We start from the raw sequence: 17,062 nt of genomic DNA on the forward strand, positions 1-17,062 counted from the left end.
GCGCCCCCATCACGCTGCGCGCCGCCCGCCGGGCTCAGGCCGTGCGGCCGTAGCCGCCGCCGCCCGGCGTTTCGATCACGAACACGTCGCCCGGATTAACCTGGGCCGTATGGGTCGCGCCGAAACGCTCGACCTCGCCGCCGGCCCGCTCGATCCAGTTCCGCCCGGGGCGGCCGTTCTCGCCGCCCGCGAGCCCGAACGGCGGCACCCTGCGGCGGTTCGCGAGGATGTTCGCGGTCATCGCGCGCGTGAAGCGGATGCGCCGCACCGCGCCGTCGCCGCCCGCCTGCTGACCGCCGCCGCCGCTGCCGGCGCGGATCGCGTGCTGCTCGACGATCACCGGGAAGCGCCATTCGATCACCTCGGGGTCGGTCATCCGCGAGTTCGTCATGTGCGTCTGCACCGCCGACGTGCCCGGATGGCCCAAGCCCGCGCCGGAGCCGCCGGCGATCGTTTCGTAGTACTGCTGGGTGTCGTCGCCGAACGTGAAGTTGTTCATCGTACCCTGCGAACCGGCCATCACGTTCAGCGCGCCGTACAACGCGTCGGTGATCGACTGGGACACCTCGACGTTGCCCGCGACGACGGCCGCCGGATAGACCGGATTGAGCATCGAGCCCTGCGGGATCAGGATCTCGATCGGCCGCAGCACGCCTTCGTTCATCGGAATGCTGCCCGCCAGCAGCGTGCGGAACACGTACAGCACCGCGGCCTTGCAGACCGAGCGCGGCGCGTTGAAGTTGCTGCCGCGCTGCTCGCTGGTACCGTCGAAATCGACTCGCGCGCTGCGCCTGGCATGATCGATCGATACCTTCACGCGAATCACCGCGCCATCGTCCATCTCGTACGCGAACTCGCCGTCGGCGAGCGCATCGATCGCGGCGCGCACGGCCTCCTCGGCATTGTCCTGCACGTGGTTCATATACGCGAGCACGACGTCGGCGCCGTAGCGCCCGACCGCACGCAGCAGTTCGGTCGCGCCGCATTCGCACGCGGCGATCTGCGCGGTCAGGTCGGCGATGTTCTGGTCGACGTTGCGACTCGGCCACGGACCGGCCCCGAACATTTCACGCACCGCCGGTTCGAGAAAGCGGCCCGCCGCGACGATCTTCACGTTGTCGAGCAGCACGCCCTCTTCCTCGATCGTCGTGCTGTTCGGCGGCATCGAGCCCGGCGTGATACCGCCGACGTCGCCGTGGTGGCCGCGCGCGGCCACGTAGAACAGCAGCGCGTCGTCGGGACCGTAGACCGGCATCACGACCGTGATGTCGGGCAGATGGGTGCCGCCGTTGTACGGCACGTTCAGCATGTAGACGTCGCCGCGCTGCATGTCGTCGGCGTGCTGCCGGATCACGCTCTGCACGCTGTCGCTCATCGAGCCGAGATGCACAGGAATGTGCGGCGCGTTCGCGATCAGGCCACCCGCGCGGTCGAAGATCGCGCACGAGAAATCGAGCCGCTCCTTCATATTGACCGAATACGAGGTCTTTTCGAGCGTCACGCCCATCTGCTGCGCGATCGACATGAAGATGTTGTTGAAGATCTCCAGATGCACCGGATGGCGCTCGGTCGTGATCGTCTGACGGGCCGCCGCGCTGGTGACGGCGTCGTCGGCCTGTTCGAGGCGCAGCGTCCCGTCGTCGAGCACGCTCGCGCGCCAGCCCGACTGCAGCACGATCGTCGAGATGTCCTCGGCGATCAGCGCCGGCCCGTCGATCCTCGTGCCGGCCGCGAGGGTCTTGCGCACCCACAGCGGCACCGCCGTGTCGCGTCCGTCGAGGAACATCCGCACCTCGCCCGGCGTGGCGCCGGCCACACCGGCCGGCGCGCCGATGCCGGGCTGCGTGCCGGTGCTGCCGACCGCCTCGACGACGATCGATTCGATCACGAGCGGCTTGTCGCTCATCACGAAGCCGTAGCGCTTCTCGTGCAGCGCCTCGAACGCGGCGACCATCGTCTGCGCGTCGCCGCACGGCACTTCGAGCGTCGAGTCGGTGTTCTGGTACTTGAGACGAACCGCGCGCGCCGTCGCGATCTGCTCGCGCGGCACTCGCTGCGCGACCACCTGCCGGACCGCCTCGGTTTCGAGTGCTTCGTATTCCTTCAGGATCGCCTCGACCGCGCCGGCGTCGAGCGCCGTTTCGACGGCCTTCTCGCGCAGCACGCGCAGATCCGCGAGCCCCATGCCGAACGCGGACAGCACACCCGCGAACGGATGCAGCACGATGCGGCGCATCCCGAGCGCCTCGGCGACCGCGCATGCATGCTGGCCGCCGGCACCGCCGAACGCGCACAGCGCATAGCTGGACACGTCATGGCCGCGTTCGACCGAGATCGTCTTGATCGCCTGCGCCATGCTGTCGACCGCGACCGTCAGGAATCCTTCGGCAACCGCCTCGGGGCTCATCGTCTGGCCAGTCTCGCGCTCGACCTGTTGCGCCAGCTCGGTGAAGCGCCGGCGGACTGTCCCGGCGTCGAGCGGCAGGTTGCCGTCCGGGCCGAATACGTGCGGGAAATGATCGGGCTGCACGCGGCCCAGCATCACGTTGCAGTCGGTCACCGTCAACGGGCCGCCGTTGCGGTAGCTCGCCGGACCGGGCCATGCGCCGGCCGATTCCGGGCCGACCTTGAAGCGGCCGTTTTCGAAGCTGCAGATCGAGCCGCCGCCGGCCGCGACCGTATGGATGTCCATCATCGGTGCACGCACCCGCACGCCGGCGACCTGCGTCTCGAACACGCGCTCGAATGCGCCGTCGTAGTGCGCGACGTCGGTCGACGTGCCGCCCATGTCGAAGCCGATCACCCTGCTTTCGCCGACCGCCTCGCAGGTCCTCACGGCACCGACGATGCCGCCCGCCGGCCCCGACAAAATCGCGTCCTTGCCGCGGAAATGCTTCGCGTCGGCGAGACCGCCGCTCGACTGCATGAACATCAGGCGCACCGAACCGGTCTGCCGCGACACGCGCTCGACGTAGTCCTGCAGCACTGGCGACAGATACGCGTCGACCACCGTCGTGTCGCCCCGGCCGACGAGTTTCATCAGCGGGCTGACCTGGTGGCTCACGGAGATCTGCCGGAAACCGCATTCACGCGCAATCGCGGCGACGCGCAGTTCGTGTTCGGGGAAACGATAGCCGTGCATCAGTACGATCGCGATCGACGTGATGCCGCTCGCGCGCGCCGCTTCGAGCGCGGCGCGCGTGCCGGCCTCGTCGAGCGGTTGCAGTTGCTCGCCGTGCGCGCCGACGCGCTCGTCGATCTCGACCACGCGCTCGTACATCTGCGACGGCAGCTCGATATGACGCGCGAAGATGTCGGGGCGCTCCTGATAGCCGATGCGCAACTGGTCTGCGAAACCGCGCGTGATCGCGAGCAGCGTGCGGGCACCCTTGCGTTCGAGCAGCGCATTGGTCGCCACCGTCGTGCCCATCTTCACGACCTCGATGAGCTGCTCCGGCAGCGGCTCGTCGGCCGCGAGGGCGAGCAGGTCGCGCATGCCCTGCACGACTGCATCCTCGTAACGCTCGGGATTCTCCGACAGCAGCTTGTGCGTAACGAGCGCGCCGTCGGGCCGGCGCGCGACGATGTCCGTGAACGTGCCGCCGCGATCGACCCAGAACTGCCAGCGTCCGTCATCGGCACCTGGCGTCTCGTCGCTCGGCGCATTCGTGTGTTTCTGATTCATCTTCTGCTTATCCTTCGTCGTTCGGAATTCAATTGAACCGGGTCATGCGTACCGGTTCATACATCGGCATGGGCGCGATTGTCGAAGCTCGCGCCGACGAAGTCGAGGCAGAAAAATAAATCGACCTCATAAGAAAATCATATGTCTGCCGAAGCCCCGTCCGGCGGGGCTTACAGCGGGTTTGACGGGGCGCGCGCGAAGGCGCTGGAGAGGGCTGTCGGGATGCGTTCGAGCGCGCGCACGATCGTATTGACGATCGTGCGCGACGGAGAGACGGTGACGGCCGGCAGAAACGACGACGGATGCGGCATTGCTCCGCCGCTGCGCATTCGCAGATACTTGCAGCCCATCGGCCAACGGCGCGAGCTACGCGCCGTTCATTTCGTATGCGAGATGCCGAGCCCGTAGAGCGTCACGGCGCTGCCGCCCGCCGGGTCCTGGCAGTAGTTGCCCGACTTGAAGTACATATTGGCGTTGTTGAAGCTCGGGTCCAGCTGGATCGACTGGCTGTGCCCCGCGGCCGTGATATCGAGCTGACCGTTCGGCTTCATCTGCATGTCGTACGAGAACTTTTCGCCGGGTTTGACGCCGGTTGCGATCGTCACGTTATGGCGGCCCGCATTCGGCGAGTTCGAGTCCATCACGCTCGCGACGATGTTGCCCTTGTCCCAATGCAGTTCGACGGGCGGACGCGGCTTGCCGCTCGACACCTGCTGGTGGATCTGGCCGAACACGACGTCGCCGCCGGGCGGCAGCTTGTCGACCGAGACCGTTCCGCTGAGCGTCGACGTACCGCTCGACATCTTCCAGGTGCCATTTTCCGAGAGTTCGGAACGCGGGAAATTCGAATTCGCGGTATGGGCGCCACCGCCCGGCGGCACCGTCAGCGTGATCGAACCGTTGCCGTTGTGCTGGAAATACTGGCTGTTGTAATTGCCGAGCTGGCCGCCGCTGATCGTATCCACGTGGCCGTTGCTGCCGCTCGGCAATTGCAGGCTGCCGAAGCCCGACAGGTCGACCGAGGACGGTCCACCGCCGGCTCCGTTCACGCCGCTCGGCGACGTCGTGCCTACCGACGGGGCACTGGCCGGAGGTGTACCTCCGGGGCCTGCGCTCGCGGGCGCGGGTGCGGGCGGCGAGAAACCGCCGCTGGAAGGTGTGGGAACCGACGGCGCGCCGGCACCGCCGACCGCGGGCGCGCCACCGCCGCCGCTGCCGTTCTGGTTCTGGTACGTCTGGTTCAGGATCTGCAGGATTTCCTGCAGCAATTCCAACATCAGCTGCTCCTGGCCGGCATTGCCGGCGCCGAAGCTGCCTGCATCCAGACCATTCAGCGAACCGGCCTGGTACGGGTTCTGAATCGCCAGATTGGACATGGTCGACACTCCAAGAATTGAGTCCGTTTGAGAAGCACCGTTCGCGTGATCGCCCGTGAGGGCTTATAACGGTCTGTAAACCACGATCACTGTATGCGGAGCGCCGGAGCATTCCGGCTCGCATCCGAAGTTTCGTCGCGTGGGGCGAAATGAATGGTTGGGGGGGGGGGGCGGGAGGGGGGTGGCCGCTTTTGGTAAGGGCGAACTTGAAAGCGTCCGTCACGCAATCCTGCGATTTGTGTTGCGATGTCCCCTAACCAGCGCTCCGGTCATCAAAACAAGGCACTGTTCAACGGACTGCCAGATCGCCTGGCTGAAACTTGCTCTGTGAACAGGTTGCGTTCTGATCGCATTATCCGTACGTGGCCGCCCGGTGGGTTGGTAAAAGCGTGTTTAATCGAACCCGCTTAATACAACCGGATTTGATCATGCCAGCCTGTCAATGGCATGGGTTCCGCTACCCGCTCCCATTCGTTCATGGACGATAGCGGCAATGCGATTAGCGGTTCTTCTTCGAAACCATCGCGCCGCCGGCTCCGACTAACGACTTCTCTACGCAATGGGTCCGGCTGGTGCGCGCGAGTTGATTCTCCGAGGAGCCGGCAGTTGCGTAGGATACGTGCCTGTCATTCACTGTCGATTGACCACCCATGCGCCTTCAATTTGCCCAGGGCGCGTCTTGCGACCTCGCGGGGATCACCCGAATAGCATGATTCATCGATCGCGCCTTTGTTTGTCATTGCGACTTTCGTGCAAAGGGCTTCCATTCTTTCATTCGAAACGGCGTCAACTGTTACCCGCTGGGCACCGAGTCGCGTTGCCGCGCTCGCTGCCGCATACTGTACGAAATAGCCAATGCCCTTTCCCTGCATGGCTTCCGGTAGCTCGACAACGTCATAGCCAAACGTTGATCTGTTCGTGTACGTAGGATTTTCGTTGTCGGCGGTCATCTCCTGAGTTACCGAGACAGCTTGCCCGTCAGGGGCCTGTAGATGCAACCGGAAGTTTGCCTTCGACTCGCCTGCCGGCTTGCGATCTTGTCCGATCCTTAATTTTCCGAACCGGGCATGGGACGCAGCGTAATTGACCTCGTTCATTTCGCGTTGCTCTGGTCGAACGCGCGAAACGCTGATACTCGGCATCGAGCCTGCGTCACGGGAAGGGCGCGGTGCACGAGATAAGCCCTGCAGCGGAAAGCTCGGCGACTGTTGACGTTCCCGGTTAGACCCGGGCCTGACGGCTTGCGAACCAGGCTGGTTGTCGTACGGAGCGACAACGTCGGTACTAACAGTAATAGCTCTCGATGCACAGATTCCCATTGAACCTCATCCTTAGGTCGTCAACACAAATGCCATGATATAGGCCTTATCGAATTCGCGTTGATAGTCCGACAATACTTCGAGCTGATCGCTTGCCATGCAATAGGTGCAAGGACGGAATGAATGTATGTGACCTTCCTGCTGGATTCCCAACCCCCAAACCGAGCCAGGAGCAAGGCGCGCCGATCTCTCCAACGATGTCGAACTTCTGAAGCTCCTCCGGTCGCTTCGGTGCGAATATCACGCCCGCCCTCGTTCACTCATGCCACCGCATTCACCTCTCGCGGACGCCCCGGCAAACCGCGCCCATAGCGCGGCTTTTCCGGGGCGTGTCTGGTACTACTGTGCTTCCGGCAAACCGAACAGGAATGGCGGAACACCCTGGCCAAGCAGATACCCGCCAAGCACACCCGCCGTATCGTCTTCGTTCTGGGTAATATGGTTGGCAGCGACCAGCATGGCGCGCATCCACAATTGCGCCGGGTTGCTCAGCGCAACCGCGCGCGCACTGAGCTTCTTCCACAGCATGAGCGAAGCATCGAGGCAATCCTTGCCGCAGCGCTGAATTTCAAGGGCGTGATAGACGCGATCGTTCAGAGGCACCAACTCGCCTTGGCTAACGTGAGCCGATGCTTCCGCATAGACCTGCGCGAGGCGTGCCTGTGCCGAGCGGACCAGCAATGCGGCGTTGCCGAGCTTGTCCTTCACGTACGGGTTCTGTGCCGCGCCCCCCGGCCCCATGACATTCTGGCGCGACGTCATCTGTTCGATGTACAGATCGATCATGCCGCGTGCGTAGCCGATGATGACCGACGACACCGCCCCATAGAAAACCTGGCTGAACGGGTACAGATACGGCTCCGGCCGGTTGGATTTCCGATAGTCGACGATGCTGTGCGAACGATAATCCGGCACGAATGCCTCGCCCTTGATACGCACGCTCTTACTCCCGGTACCGCCGAGTCCGACGACATGCCAGTCGTCGATAATCTCGTAGTCGTCGCGCGACACGAGGAAGGCGCGGTGATCGCGAGGATTGCCTTTTTCGTCGAGCGCAAACGCACCCAGCATGGCACCGCCTTCGGCGTGATCGCACCCACTGGAGGTTCGCCATTCGCCGCTCACGAGCCATCCGCCTTCCACCCGGCGACATTTCCCGAACGGAGCATAAGACGAAGCGACCAGGATATTCGGGTCCGTTGCCCACAATGCTTCCCCCGCGCGCGGGTCCATCGTACCGAACTCCCACTGGTGGACACCCAGAATCATCATGTTCCACGCGCTGGATGGGCACCCTCTGCCAAGTTCCATCAGTACCCTGGAGAATACGCCCGGGTCCATTTCCCATCCCCCCCAGCGCCTCGGTTGCAGTATCTTGAAGAAACCGGCCTGCCTGAAGGCCTCGATCGTCTCTGCTGGCACACTGCGCGCCTGTTCTACTTCAGCGGCGCTGGCACGTAGTGCAGGAATCATTGCGTTGGCGCGCGCAACCAGTTCCTTCACCGACGGCGCGTAAATCATTTCGTTAGCGACATTCATTTCCTTCCTTCTCCTTAACACTCGAATCGTCGACAAGCGCGCTGAACTGCCCGTGCGCGTACACGAGCGGCGCTGTGTCGACTTCTCCTACAACGACACTCTCCACGTCGCAAATCAAAATGGAATGCGTGCCTGCCTGGACCATCTCGGCTATGTGGCACTGGAAGCTCGCCAGTGCGCCGGACAATGCCGGCACCTTGCCTTTCCACATACTCGTCGCGAATCGATCCGGCCCGCTGACATCCGGCACCATCCCTGCAAAACGTCGAGCGATATCCACGTCGCTCGCGGACAGCACGTTCACGCATAGAGCACGCGCCTTTTCGAAGGCCGTATACGCGGACACCTTGCGGTTCACGCAAGCCAGCAGGCGCGGCGGCTCCGCGGACAACGAGGTCACGGCCGTCGCCGTCAACCCGACCGGCATCCCGTCCAGATCGGACGTCAGCACACAAACGCCGGCTGCCAGGCGGCGCATTCCCTGTCGGAAGCAATCCGGCAACGTATCGATGCGCCGCACCGGCGTTTTCGCTAGCGCAGTTTCAGCCATATTCTGTATTCCTGAATTGAAGAACCGATCCGTTATTCGTGATGCACGGACCGCACCGTGTCACTCGCACGGTGCGCTGCACGGAATACCTTTGGTGGAATCGGGGCGTCGTGACAGCCTGCCCGAACGCGAACCGCTTACACGGACATGGCCGGAGGCCGATGGCCCCAGTCGCTCAGCTGACTGTAGTTTTTCACTTCCCACGCAAGGTCGTCGATGACGACACCGCCATAGCCATACTCGAGTCCGAAACCCGACGGCGTCTGGACGTAAAAGGAGAACATCTGGTCATTGGGATGATGTCCCAATCCCGCGTGGATCGTCAGACCGGCATTCAGGCAGCGGTCATAGGCCATACCCACATCGTCGATGCTCTGCACCTCAAGCAGCACGTGGTGCAGCCGCTTCGGGAAAGGCATGGATGCTGTGGCCAGCGAATGATGGCGCCCCGTTCGCGTGTGAAAAAAAGTCGCATCGATCATCACACCGGGCATGGTATGCGAATCGCGAATCGTGTCGCTGATACGAAGGCCGAGCACGTTCTTATAGAAGTCGAGCGACCTAACGTAGTCTTTCGAAACGGGCAGGATATGTCCCATGCCGAGGCGTCCCGTCTCGAATCCCGCTCCCTTTAGTCGCGCCGAGTGAAACGGCGCAGAACCCGGGGCATAGGTCGGGCCGCAATAAAATTCATGGACGAAGCCATTCGGGTCGTCGCAACAGAAGACACGCTCCACCTGCCGGCTCGCGGCAAGGTCCTTGCCGCCATCGCGGACCGGAAGACCCGTGCTCTTCAGTCGCGTGATGTAGGCATGCAACTCGTCCTCCGTATCGAACTGCCAGCCTGCCGCGGCAATGTCGTCGTCGCGCCCCTCCTCCAGCAGGATGCGCTGCGCGTACTCGTCCATACGCAAGCCAAGTGAACCGGAATTTCGCTGGCCCGCCATCAGGCCAAGCACGTCAACTGCAAAATCCTCCCATTTCCTCAAATTGCTCACCTGGAACACGGTGTATCCCAGGCTTGAAAGCTCCGACATGATTACTGCTCCTTCAAGGGGTTTCTTGCGCAGCCACTATCGCGCCACCGGATCTATCAAGCAATCATCATGCCATCACAGAAATGATGCATCGCATCATTTCTCATTTTCCGTTAAAACTATGAAAAATATAAAACTTAGAACATCGACAATGTTGCATTGCAATATAAAACCACAAATCGGTCGCGGTTGATTTTTCGCGGTACCTGAAAAAAAATGATGCCCCACTGCAAAATTTTTAACCTCCTTTGGCAGGCCGCCCGGCAAGCCAAGGGAGACATCGATGCCGAAAGCACTCAGCCGCATGGACTTCCCCGATATCGCACTACTCAAAGACAAGCTCCATTTCAATCCCGAGCGGGCGCAGATCTATCTGGGCAAGCAGCGCATGATCATGATGCATCTCGCCGCGCTCAACGATTTGCGCGGCGAACTGATTGCCTCACTCGGCAGTTATTCCGCCAGAGCGATCCTGACTCGCATCGGGTTTTCTTCAGGCACACGCGACGCGGAGACAGCACTACAACTTCATGCACCGGGCGCCGCTATATTCGATTTGCTGGCGCGAGGCCCGCAGCTTCATGCGCTACAGGGGGTCGCCCTCTCCAAGCTGATCAGCGCGGACCTGGACGTGACGCAAGGGCGCTGCCGTCTGGAATTCCTGTGGGAACATTCATTCGAAGACGAAGACCACCGACTGTCGCATAGCTTCAGTTCGACGCCCGCATGCTGGCTACAGACCGGATACGCAAGCGGCTTCCTGAGCGCCTGCATGGGGAAGCTGATCCTCGTGCGGGAAATCGGCTGTCGGGCAATGGGGCACGACGTGTGCCATGTCATCGCCCAGCCGGCAAGCGAATGGGCCGATCCGGAGACGGAGCTGCAGTTCCTGAACGCGCCAGTCATGGATCATGTGCCTGATTTCAAGGCAAAGGAAAGAAGAGAAAAGCGACGCGTGGCGGCACTCCCGCATGAACAGTCCAAGGGTAAGTCGGAGATAGTTGGCATGTCGCCGGCTTTCCAGGCTGTTGTCCAGAAGATCAACCGTGTGGCACCAACCGGGGCGACCGCACTGTTGCTGGGGGAAAGCGGCGTCGGCAAGAGCGCTTTGGCCCGCCTGCTGCACGAGCGGAGTCACCGGGCGGCGCAGCAGTTCGTGGCCATAAACTGCGCGGCCATTCCCGAGAGCTTGATGGAAGCCGAACTGTTTGGTGTGGAGCGCGGCGCTTTCACCGGTGCCGAGGCCGCCCGTGCAGGGCGTTTCGAACTCGCCGAGAATGGCACTCTGTTTCTGGATGAGATCGCGACCCTGCCGCTTACCGCGCAAGGCAAATTGCTGCGCGTACTGGAAACGGGAGAGTTCGAACGCCTCGGCAGCGGCACGGCCCGGCACGCTGACGTTCGCATCATTGCCGCAACCAACGAGGATCTTTGGGGCGCCGTGCGGGCAGGCCATTTCCGGGAAGACCTGTTCTTCCGCCTATATGTTTTCCCGATTCAGATTCCGCCGCTGCGGCAACGCAAGGAAGATATCCCGGTGCTTATTGCGCACTTCGTCGAGCGCTATTCGAAGGCCTACGACCGCCAGGTCCACGGACTCGCGCCGGAAGCCATGGCCACGCTGCTCTCGTACCCCTGGCCCGGCAATATCCGTGAGCTTTCGAATGTCCTCGAGCGTGCAATCATTCTCAGCGACAACGACCGGCCGCTCGACCTTTCACATGTCATTACGATGAAGGAGCTTTCGCGCGAGCGTACGCAAACGGATCACATCGTGTCGATTCCTTCGGAAAAGAGCACCGCAGAAGCGGCTCCCGCTTTGCATCGGGACGAGGCGGAACCGGATCACTCGGCAATCGTGAGCGAACTCATGCGCCGCCATGGCGTCACTCTCGCTCAGATGGAAAGGACGATGGTCAGCGCCGCGGTCGATCAGGCCGGAGGTAATGCCTCACGGGCAGCCGCGATTCTCGGCATCACACGCGGTCAGTTGGCGTACCGAAGAAAACAGCTCGCACCTTCGTAATACGCCCCTGCCCACTGCCTACCCTACCGGACCTACCCGTTTTCGAAAAAATTCGTAGACCCCATTTGCAAACTGGACGAGCGCCGGTTTTGCATGACGACGAGACGCTCCATGAAGGCGAGGTCTTTCTCCTTGATATCGAAGGCGGCTTCGACCCAGTCTTCAGTAGTCGCCAGCAATTCCGCACGACACAACGGCAACACGCGTTGGCGCGCGCGTATCATGGCGCGAATGCCGTTCAGTTTCGGGCGCAGTTTGTCGATGAAGGTATGCATCGCGGCTTGGGCATCGCCCGGCTTGAATACCTGATCGACGAGCCCCTTCTCCGCATGCCATTGCGCCGTATGCGACTCGCCCGCGCCGATCAGCTCTTCGGCGAGCAGCATGCCTGCCTTGCGAGCGACGAGCGAATACCCGCCCATACCGGGAAAGAGATTGAACGCGATTTCCGGGAACCCCATTTGTACGTCGCGCTGAGCGAGCAGGAAATGATGTGCAAGCGCTGCCTCGAACCCTCCGCCAAGTGCGGTTCCTTCGACCATCGCAAGCGAAATGGCCCCGGTATCGAACCCTCGCGCTGCTGCATACACGCAGTCGACGCAGGCCTGTGCGTAGGCCATCAGCTCCTGGCGTTTTCCCATGCGAATCGCTTTCGCCAGGAAATCGAGGTCCCCGCCGACATTGAACATCGTCGGAACCTTTGAGCCGGTGACCCAGAAGTCGATCGGCACATCGGATTCCCGGGCGGCCTGGGCGAGTTCGAGAATTTCACGCACGAGTTCGACATTGAAGCAGGGGCGCGGCCGCGGGTGCAACATCACCCACAGGATGTTGCGCCCCTCCTCGTAGCAAGCGGAGATTTGCGATAGATTGCCTGTTTTTTTGAATTGCCGATACGCGTTCTTCTGAGGCATATTCATTTTGAATTTCTCTTTCAAAATAGAAATATGGATTAAGCAACGCACACTCAAAAACTGCAATCCTGCTTAGCACCTCCAACCATTCGGGAATCTATTTTCTACCTATAGCGTAGCCATGCCCCCCGCGATGATCGCGGATGCCCCATGCAAAACGGCGGTCCAGCCGTGCCGGGACCAGCGCACATCCAACGTGCGTCCCGTCTCCGCCATCGGCACGAAACGGCCGATGAGTTCGGTCAACGCTTCCCGCGGATAGCCGGCCATATCCATGATTCCGCCACCGAGAAGAATCACAGACGGCGACATCATCGCAATGGCCGCGCCCACCGCCATCGCCTGATATCTGACGAAGCGCGACAGCTCTTTCTCCAACGAAGAATCGAACCCCGATGCCTGGAATACACCGTCAATGGACACGCCGTTACGCTCGGCAATGGCTTGCAGCGCACGCCCGGATGCATAGGCTTCGAGGCAGTCCGGTCGCACGCCCTCGGGCACAGGACCTTGCGCGCAAAACGGCATCAGACCGATTTCCAGCGCCCAGCCGCCGCCGCGAAACGGCTTGCCGTCATTCACGTAAGCCGCACCGATCCCGGTGCCGAAGAAGATGCCGAGAACATCATTTGCATCCCCAACAATGCCCGCTCGCGTCTCGCCCAGCAGGGCCAATACCGCGTCACGCTCAAGGAGAACGGTGCAGCCGACGAGCCGCGCAAGCTCGGTACCCAGCCGCCGGCCATCGAGACTCCCGATGTTCGCGGCATGCAGAACGCGATCGCCATCCCGGTCGATAAATCCCGGCACGGCGGCGACTATCGTCTGTGGCGCGATGCCTGTCTCCGCGATCACATTCCCGACCATTCGTGCCAGTGCTTGCACAGGATCCCCCGCTCTGAGCGCATCGCTCGAAAAGAGCTTGCGATAAGCCAGCGGTTGGCCGCCACATGCGTAGCCAAACTTGACGTTCGTACCACCGATATCGATCACGAGAATGGATGCGCCGTCTGGTGTCTGCAAGCTCTTTGTGGCCTGTGTCATGACGCGCTCCGCATCGGCATCAGAAACTCGCGCAACGCCCGTTCCATCCCGGCGAGGTACTCGTTGCGACTTACAGATTTCGACGTCACGATCCTCAACGTCGAACCCGGAATCAGGTCGGCCAGCGTCTGCGCCATTTCCACTGGATGCACATAATCCTGGCCGTTGGCAACGACGAGCGTCGGCAAATCGAGCCCGCCGATATCGCTGCGTTGAACGTCCGGCCCCTGTGCGGGAATGCGACTCAACAGCGCAATGGTCGACTCCGGATCGCTCCGCGTGAAAAAGCCGCGCATCGATGCCGCGTTATCGGTCGAGACTACTTCGATCTCTTGCAAACGCTCGCCGGCTTCGAGTCGCATCAAACCCTCGCGGGCCCCATGTTTCGCGAGAAGATCGGCCACGTCGCGATAGATCCGCAGTTGCGCGGGACCCGCCGTGTCCACCCACGCGGGCCGCGCAAGAATCAGCGCGGCCGCGCGCTCGGGGCGCGACACCGCGATGCGCAACGCCACGGCCGCGCCGAGCGATATGCCGCCGACGACCGCGCGCCCGATGCCAAGATGATCCAGAAGGGCCACGGTATCATCGGCAAACTGTGCGATCGACAATGCCGTGACGCTCCCTAACGCGGAAAGACCGTGGCCGCGACATTCGAGCGTGATGCGGCGAATGCTGTCGATCGCGGGAAAAACCTCCGCCGGTTGCCTGCGGTCCGCGCCCAACCCGTGCTGCCACAACACCGGCAGACCCTCGCCCTCATCCACGAATGCCAGCCTGCATCCATCCGCCGTTTCAAAGTAGCGGCCAGTCATCACGCGCAGTCCTGAATGATTGACGACAGATACGATGCCACGCCAGGCGCCTCGGACTCTTCGAAGTTGTGGCCGACCAGCGGACCATCGTAGCCAACCGCTTTCATCCGGGCGACGAATGCCGGAAGATCGACGGCGCCCTGGCCTGCGGGAACGACGGTGCCATGACGGTCTATATCCTTCGCATGCACGAGAAACAGGCTGCCCCCGAGCAGTTCCGCGGCCTCCGCAACGATCTCGTTCTGCCGGGGCTGCGCCTCGGGCGGAAGAAGATTGGCGGCGTCGAGCACAATGCCAAGACGCGTCGAACCCATCTCATCGAGTATCCTGCGCGCGAGCCTCGCATCTGCAATCACGTTGCCCGGTTCCGGCTCGATACCGAGCACGAGATCGAATGCCTCGGCAAGTGCCAGCGCAAAATCGAGTTCACCGCGAAGGGTATGCCATGCCTCGTCAGAGCGGTTGTCGGGATGAGCGCGCCACATATTCGAGGTATCGCGCGATCCGGTGCACAAGGTCACCAGCGAGACGCCCATCTCGCGCGCTGCCCGCATCACGTTTTCGAACCCGGCTCTGTCGCGTTGTCGTTGTGCCGGGTCTGGATGCGCCATGTTGTAGGTACCCGATAACGCGCACAACGTCAGGCCCGCTTCCCTGGCGCTTTGGGCAATACGTTCCCCCATGCCGGACGGAAACACGTCGGGCAATGCCGCAAGTCCCGCACATGAAAGGTTGAACTGCACGGCGGAGAACCCGTCGGCGCGTATCCGCACGAACAGATCGCCAGGGTATTTCGCGGCGTACGTCCGGGCAAAAACGCCTGGCGTCATCACAACGCACCCCCGGCTTCATCGAGGGCGACCGGCGCGCCGCTACGCACCGATTGCGCAATCGCGACCATTGCCCGGATCGACGCAACACCATCGTCGATATCGGCGCCTCGTGCCGCGACGCCATTCAGCACCGTATCCGCGAACCCTTCGATCTGGCGTCGATAGAAATGCCCATCGGCTCCCAGCACGCGCGTCGTCGTCTCATTACGCTCGTGAAAAATCTCGACGTCGCTCGCCTTGTAGTACCAGGGGTTATAGATTTTCGCGGTCGCGCTACCGTGCTCGCCGTAGATCTGAAACCCTTCGTGCCAGTCCATGCGAACCGCGATGGTCAAATCCAGATGCCCCAGCGTGCCGTTTTCGAAATCGACGTCCACGAACCAGCAATAAGCGCCGAATTTCTCTCGCAGCCTCGCATCGACCGCGCGAATCGGGCCGCCGAGATAGCGCGCGAGATCGACGAGATGGCTACCGTGCGCCAGCATGAAATACCGTTGCCTGTCGGCTTTGGGGTCGCCTTGCGGACGCAGCACGCGCGTGCCTTGGCGTGGCATGGGTTGAATCGCGTCCGTGTTGGTATAGCGATGCGTCGAATCGCAGTACCAGGCCTTGAGCGCCAGCATCTCGCCCATTTCATCCTGCACGAATGCCTTCGCCGATTCGATGCCGGGATCGAAGCGTAGCATGTGGCCGATTTGCAGAACCTTGCCCGAACGTCGAACTTCCAGAGCGAGCTGCTCGACCTCCTCGACCGAAACGCCGATGGGTTTCTCGCACAGCACGTGCTTGCCCGCAGCAAGTGCCTTCAGTGACGCGGGTACGTGGAACGCATCGGACGTACCGATCACGACGGCGTCCACCTCCGGGTCCGCGAGCATCTCGTCATAGTCGAGATAGATCTTCTGCGCGTCGTAGAACTGGCCGAAATGTCGCGCGAGACCTTCGTCGACATCGCACACCGCAAACAACGTGGCGTTGCGCGCTTTCTGCACGGACTCGAAGTGTGCAAACTGCGAAATCGGTCCACAGCCCAATATGCCGATACGCAATTGCCTTTCATCCTTTCTCACAGCGTTCTCCATCGGTGTCCCGCACCGAATATCAGGCACATCGATGCAGGCGGACGCCGTTCTCACGGCCTCCGTGGGCCCCACATCACACGGCGGTCCAGCCGCCGTCGATCTTTAGCGTGGCGCCGGTCATCATCGCAGCCGCATTCGAGGCGAGAAACACGACCGGTTCCGCCACGTTCTCCGGTTCGCCGATCTGGCGCAGCGGAATTCGCGCAAGCAGTGAATTGCGCGTGGCTTCGTTCTCGAGCCAGCCTTTGGTGCTGTCCGTCCGGATGAACGTGGGAGCAACGGCGTTGACGCGGATGTGATGCTGCGCCCATTCGACGGCGAGACATTGCGTCATATGAATCATCGCGGCTTTCGTCATGCAGTAGATCGACTCGCCATCGAGAGCGACGAACCCGGCCTGCGATGCAATGTTGATGATCGACCCGCGACCGCGCGTTGCCATCTTGCGCGCGGCGGCCTGAGAGGCGAAAAAAGCCCCCTTGACGTTCAGATCGAACATCGCGTCATAGTCGCCGGTCTTGACCTCCATGGCGGGCGCCGGGCGGCTGTGACCTGCGTTATTGACCAGCACGGACAGCGGACCCAGTTCCGTCTCTACCATCGACACGGCCTGCTCGATCGACTCGATCGACATCATGTCCATCTGCACTGCGACCGCGTTGATGCCGGCATCGCGCAATGCTTGCGCCTCGTCGGCGCCGGCCCGCATGTCGCGGCAGCCGAGCGCCACGGCTGCGCCCGCTTCGCCAAGGGCCTTCGCGCACGCGCGGCCGATTCCTCGTGTCGCGCCCGTGACAAGAGCAATTTCCCCCTTCAATGCAAAGGGGTTCACCGAATTCTCC

14 protein-coding genes are annotated in these 17,062 nt (G+C 62.1%); 1 reads left to right on the forward strand and 13 read right to left on the reverse strand.

Going from position 1 to position 17,062, the window contains the following annotated elements; genetic code table 11:
• Positions 1-34: 34 nt before the first annotated feature.
• From G3N58_RS03835 to G3N58_RS03865, 7 genes are all read right to left on the reverse strand, one after another.
• The gene (locus G3N58_RS03835) at positions 35-3,685 is read right to left on the reverse strand and encodes a hydantoinase B/oxoprolinase family protein (RefSeq protein ID WP_167283315.1); all 3,651 of its coding nucleotides are present in this window, start codon (positions 3,683-3,685) and stop codon (positions 35-37) included.
• Between the two features lie 170 nt (positions 3,686-3,855).
• On the reverse strand, positions 3,856-3,996 hold the full coding sequence (locus G3N58_RS03840; RefSeq protein ID WP_167283314.1) for a hypothetical protein: 141 nt from the start codon (positions 3,994-3,996) through the stop codon (positions 3,856-3,858).
• A gap of 66 nt (positions 3,997-4,062) precedes the next feature.
• Positions 4,063-5,061: a polysaccharide lyase family 7 protein gene (locus G3N58_RS03845; protein WP_167283313.1), complete on the reverse strand. Its 999-nt coding sequence runs from the start codon at positions 5,059-5,061 to the stop codon at positions 4,063-4,065.
• A gap of 626 nt (positions 5,062-5,687) precedes the next feature.
• A complete protein-coding gene (locus tag G3N58_RS03850; RefSeq protein WP_167044171.1) occupies positions 5,688-6,158 on the reverse strand; it encodes a hypothetical protein in 471 nt (156 codons plus the stop codon).
• Positions 6,159-6,719: 561 nt separating this feature from the next.
• Positions 6,720-7,919 carry an acyl-CoA dehydrogenase family protein gene (locus tag G3N58_RS03855; RefSeq protein WP_205193010.1) on the reverse strand — a complete coding sequence of 400 codons (1,200 nt, stop codon included), beginning with the start codon at positions 7,917-7,919 and terminating at the stop codon, positions 6,720-6,722.
• Entirely contained in the window at positions 7,906-8,469 is a 564-nt protein-coding gene (locus G3N58_RS03860) for a flavin reductase family protein (protein WP_167044174.1), read from the reverse strand. The genes G3N58_RS03855 and G3N58_RS03860 overlap by 14 nt, the downstream gene beginning before the upstream one ends.
• Before the next feature lie 137 nt (positions 8,470-8,606).
• Positions 8,607-9,506: a VOC family protein gene (locus G3N58_RS03865; RefSeq protein WP_167044177.1), complete on the reverse strand. Its 900-nt coding sequence runs from the start codon at positions 9,504-9,506 to the stop codon at positions 8,607-8,609.
• Positions 9,507-9,789: 283 nt separating this feature from the next.
• Between G3N58_RS03865 and G3N58_RS03870 the strand changes: the two genes are divergently transcribed.
• A complete protein-coding gene (locus tag G3N58_RS03870; RefSeq protein ID WP_167044180.1) occupies positions 9,790-11,532 on the forward strand; it encodes a sigma-54-dependent Fis family transcriptional regulator in 1,743 nt (580 codons plus the stop codon).
• 32 nt (positions 11,533-11,564) lie between these two features.
• On the opposite strand, the gene G3N58_RS03875 is transcribed toward G3N58_RS03870, so the two are convergent.
• The 6 genes from G3N58_RS03875 to G3N58_RS03900 all read right to left on the reverse strand — a co-directional run bounded on the left by G3N58_RS03875 (position 11,565) and on the right by G3N58_RS03900 (position 17,052).
• Complete coding sequence (locus tag G3N58_RS03875; RefSeq protein WP_167044183.1) at positions 11,565-12,452, reverse strand: crotonase/enoyl-CoA hydratase family protein; 888 nt, start codon at positions 12,450-12,452, stop codon at positions 11,565-11,567.
• 102 nt (positions 12,453-12,554) lie between these two features.
• Positions 12,555-13,490, reverse strand: a complete 936-nt coding sequence (locus G3N58_RS03880; RefSeq protein WP_167044186.1) for an ROK family protein — start codon at positions 13,488-13,490, stop codon at positions 12,555-12,557.
• Positions 13,487-14,257 carry an alpha/beta fold hydrolase gene (locus G3N58_RS03885; protein WP_167044190.1) on the reverse strand — a complete coding sequence of 257 codons (771 nt, stop codon included), beginning with the start codon at positions 14,255-14,257 and terminating at the stop codon, positions 13,487-13,489. The genes G3N58_RS03880 and G3N58_RS03885 overlap by 4 nt, the downstream gene beginning before the upstream one ends.
• Positions 14,258-14,304: 47 nt before the next feature.
• Positions 14,305-15,135: a sugar phosphate isomerase/epimerase family protein gene (locus G3N58_RS03890; RefSeq protein WP_167044194.1), complete on the reverse strand. Its 831-nt coding sequence runs from the start codon at positions 15,133-15,135 to the stop codon at positions 14,305-14,307.
• Positions 15,135-16,208, reverse strand: coding sequence for a Gfo/Idh/MocA family oxidoreductase (locus G3N58_RS03895; protein ID WP_345889857.1), 1,074 nt, complete (start codon positions 16,206-16,208; stop codon positions 15,135-15,137). The genes G3N58_RS03890 and G3N58_RS03895 overlap by 1 nt, the downstream gene beginning before the upstream one ends.
• An 85-nt stretch (positions 16,209-16,293) precedes the next feature.
• Positions 16,294-17,052 (reverse strand): glucose 1-dehydrogenase, encoded by a 759-nt coding sequence (locus G3N58_RS03900; protein WP_205193012.1) that lies wholly within the window; start codon positions 17,050-17,052, stop codon positions 16,294-16,296.
• Positions 17,053-17,062 lie beyond the last annotated feature (10 nt).

The organism is Paraburkholderia sp. Ac-20342 (genome assembly GCF_017104985.1).
Classification (GTDB): domain Bacteria; phylum Pseudomonadota; class Gammaproteobacteria; order Burkholderiales; family Burkholderiaceae; genus Paraburkholderia.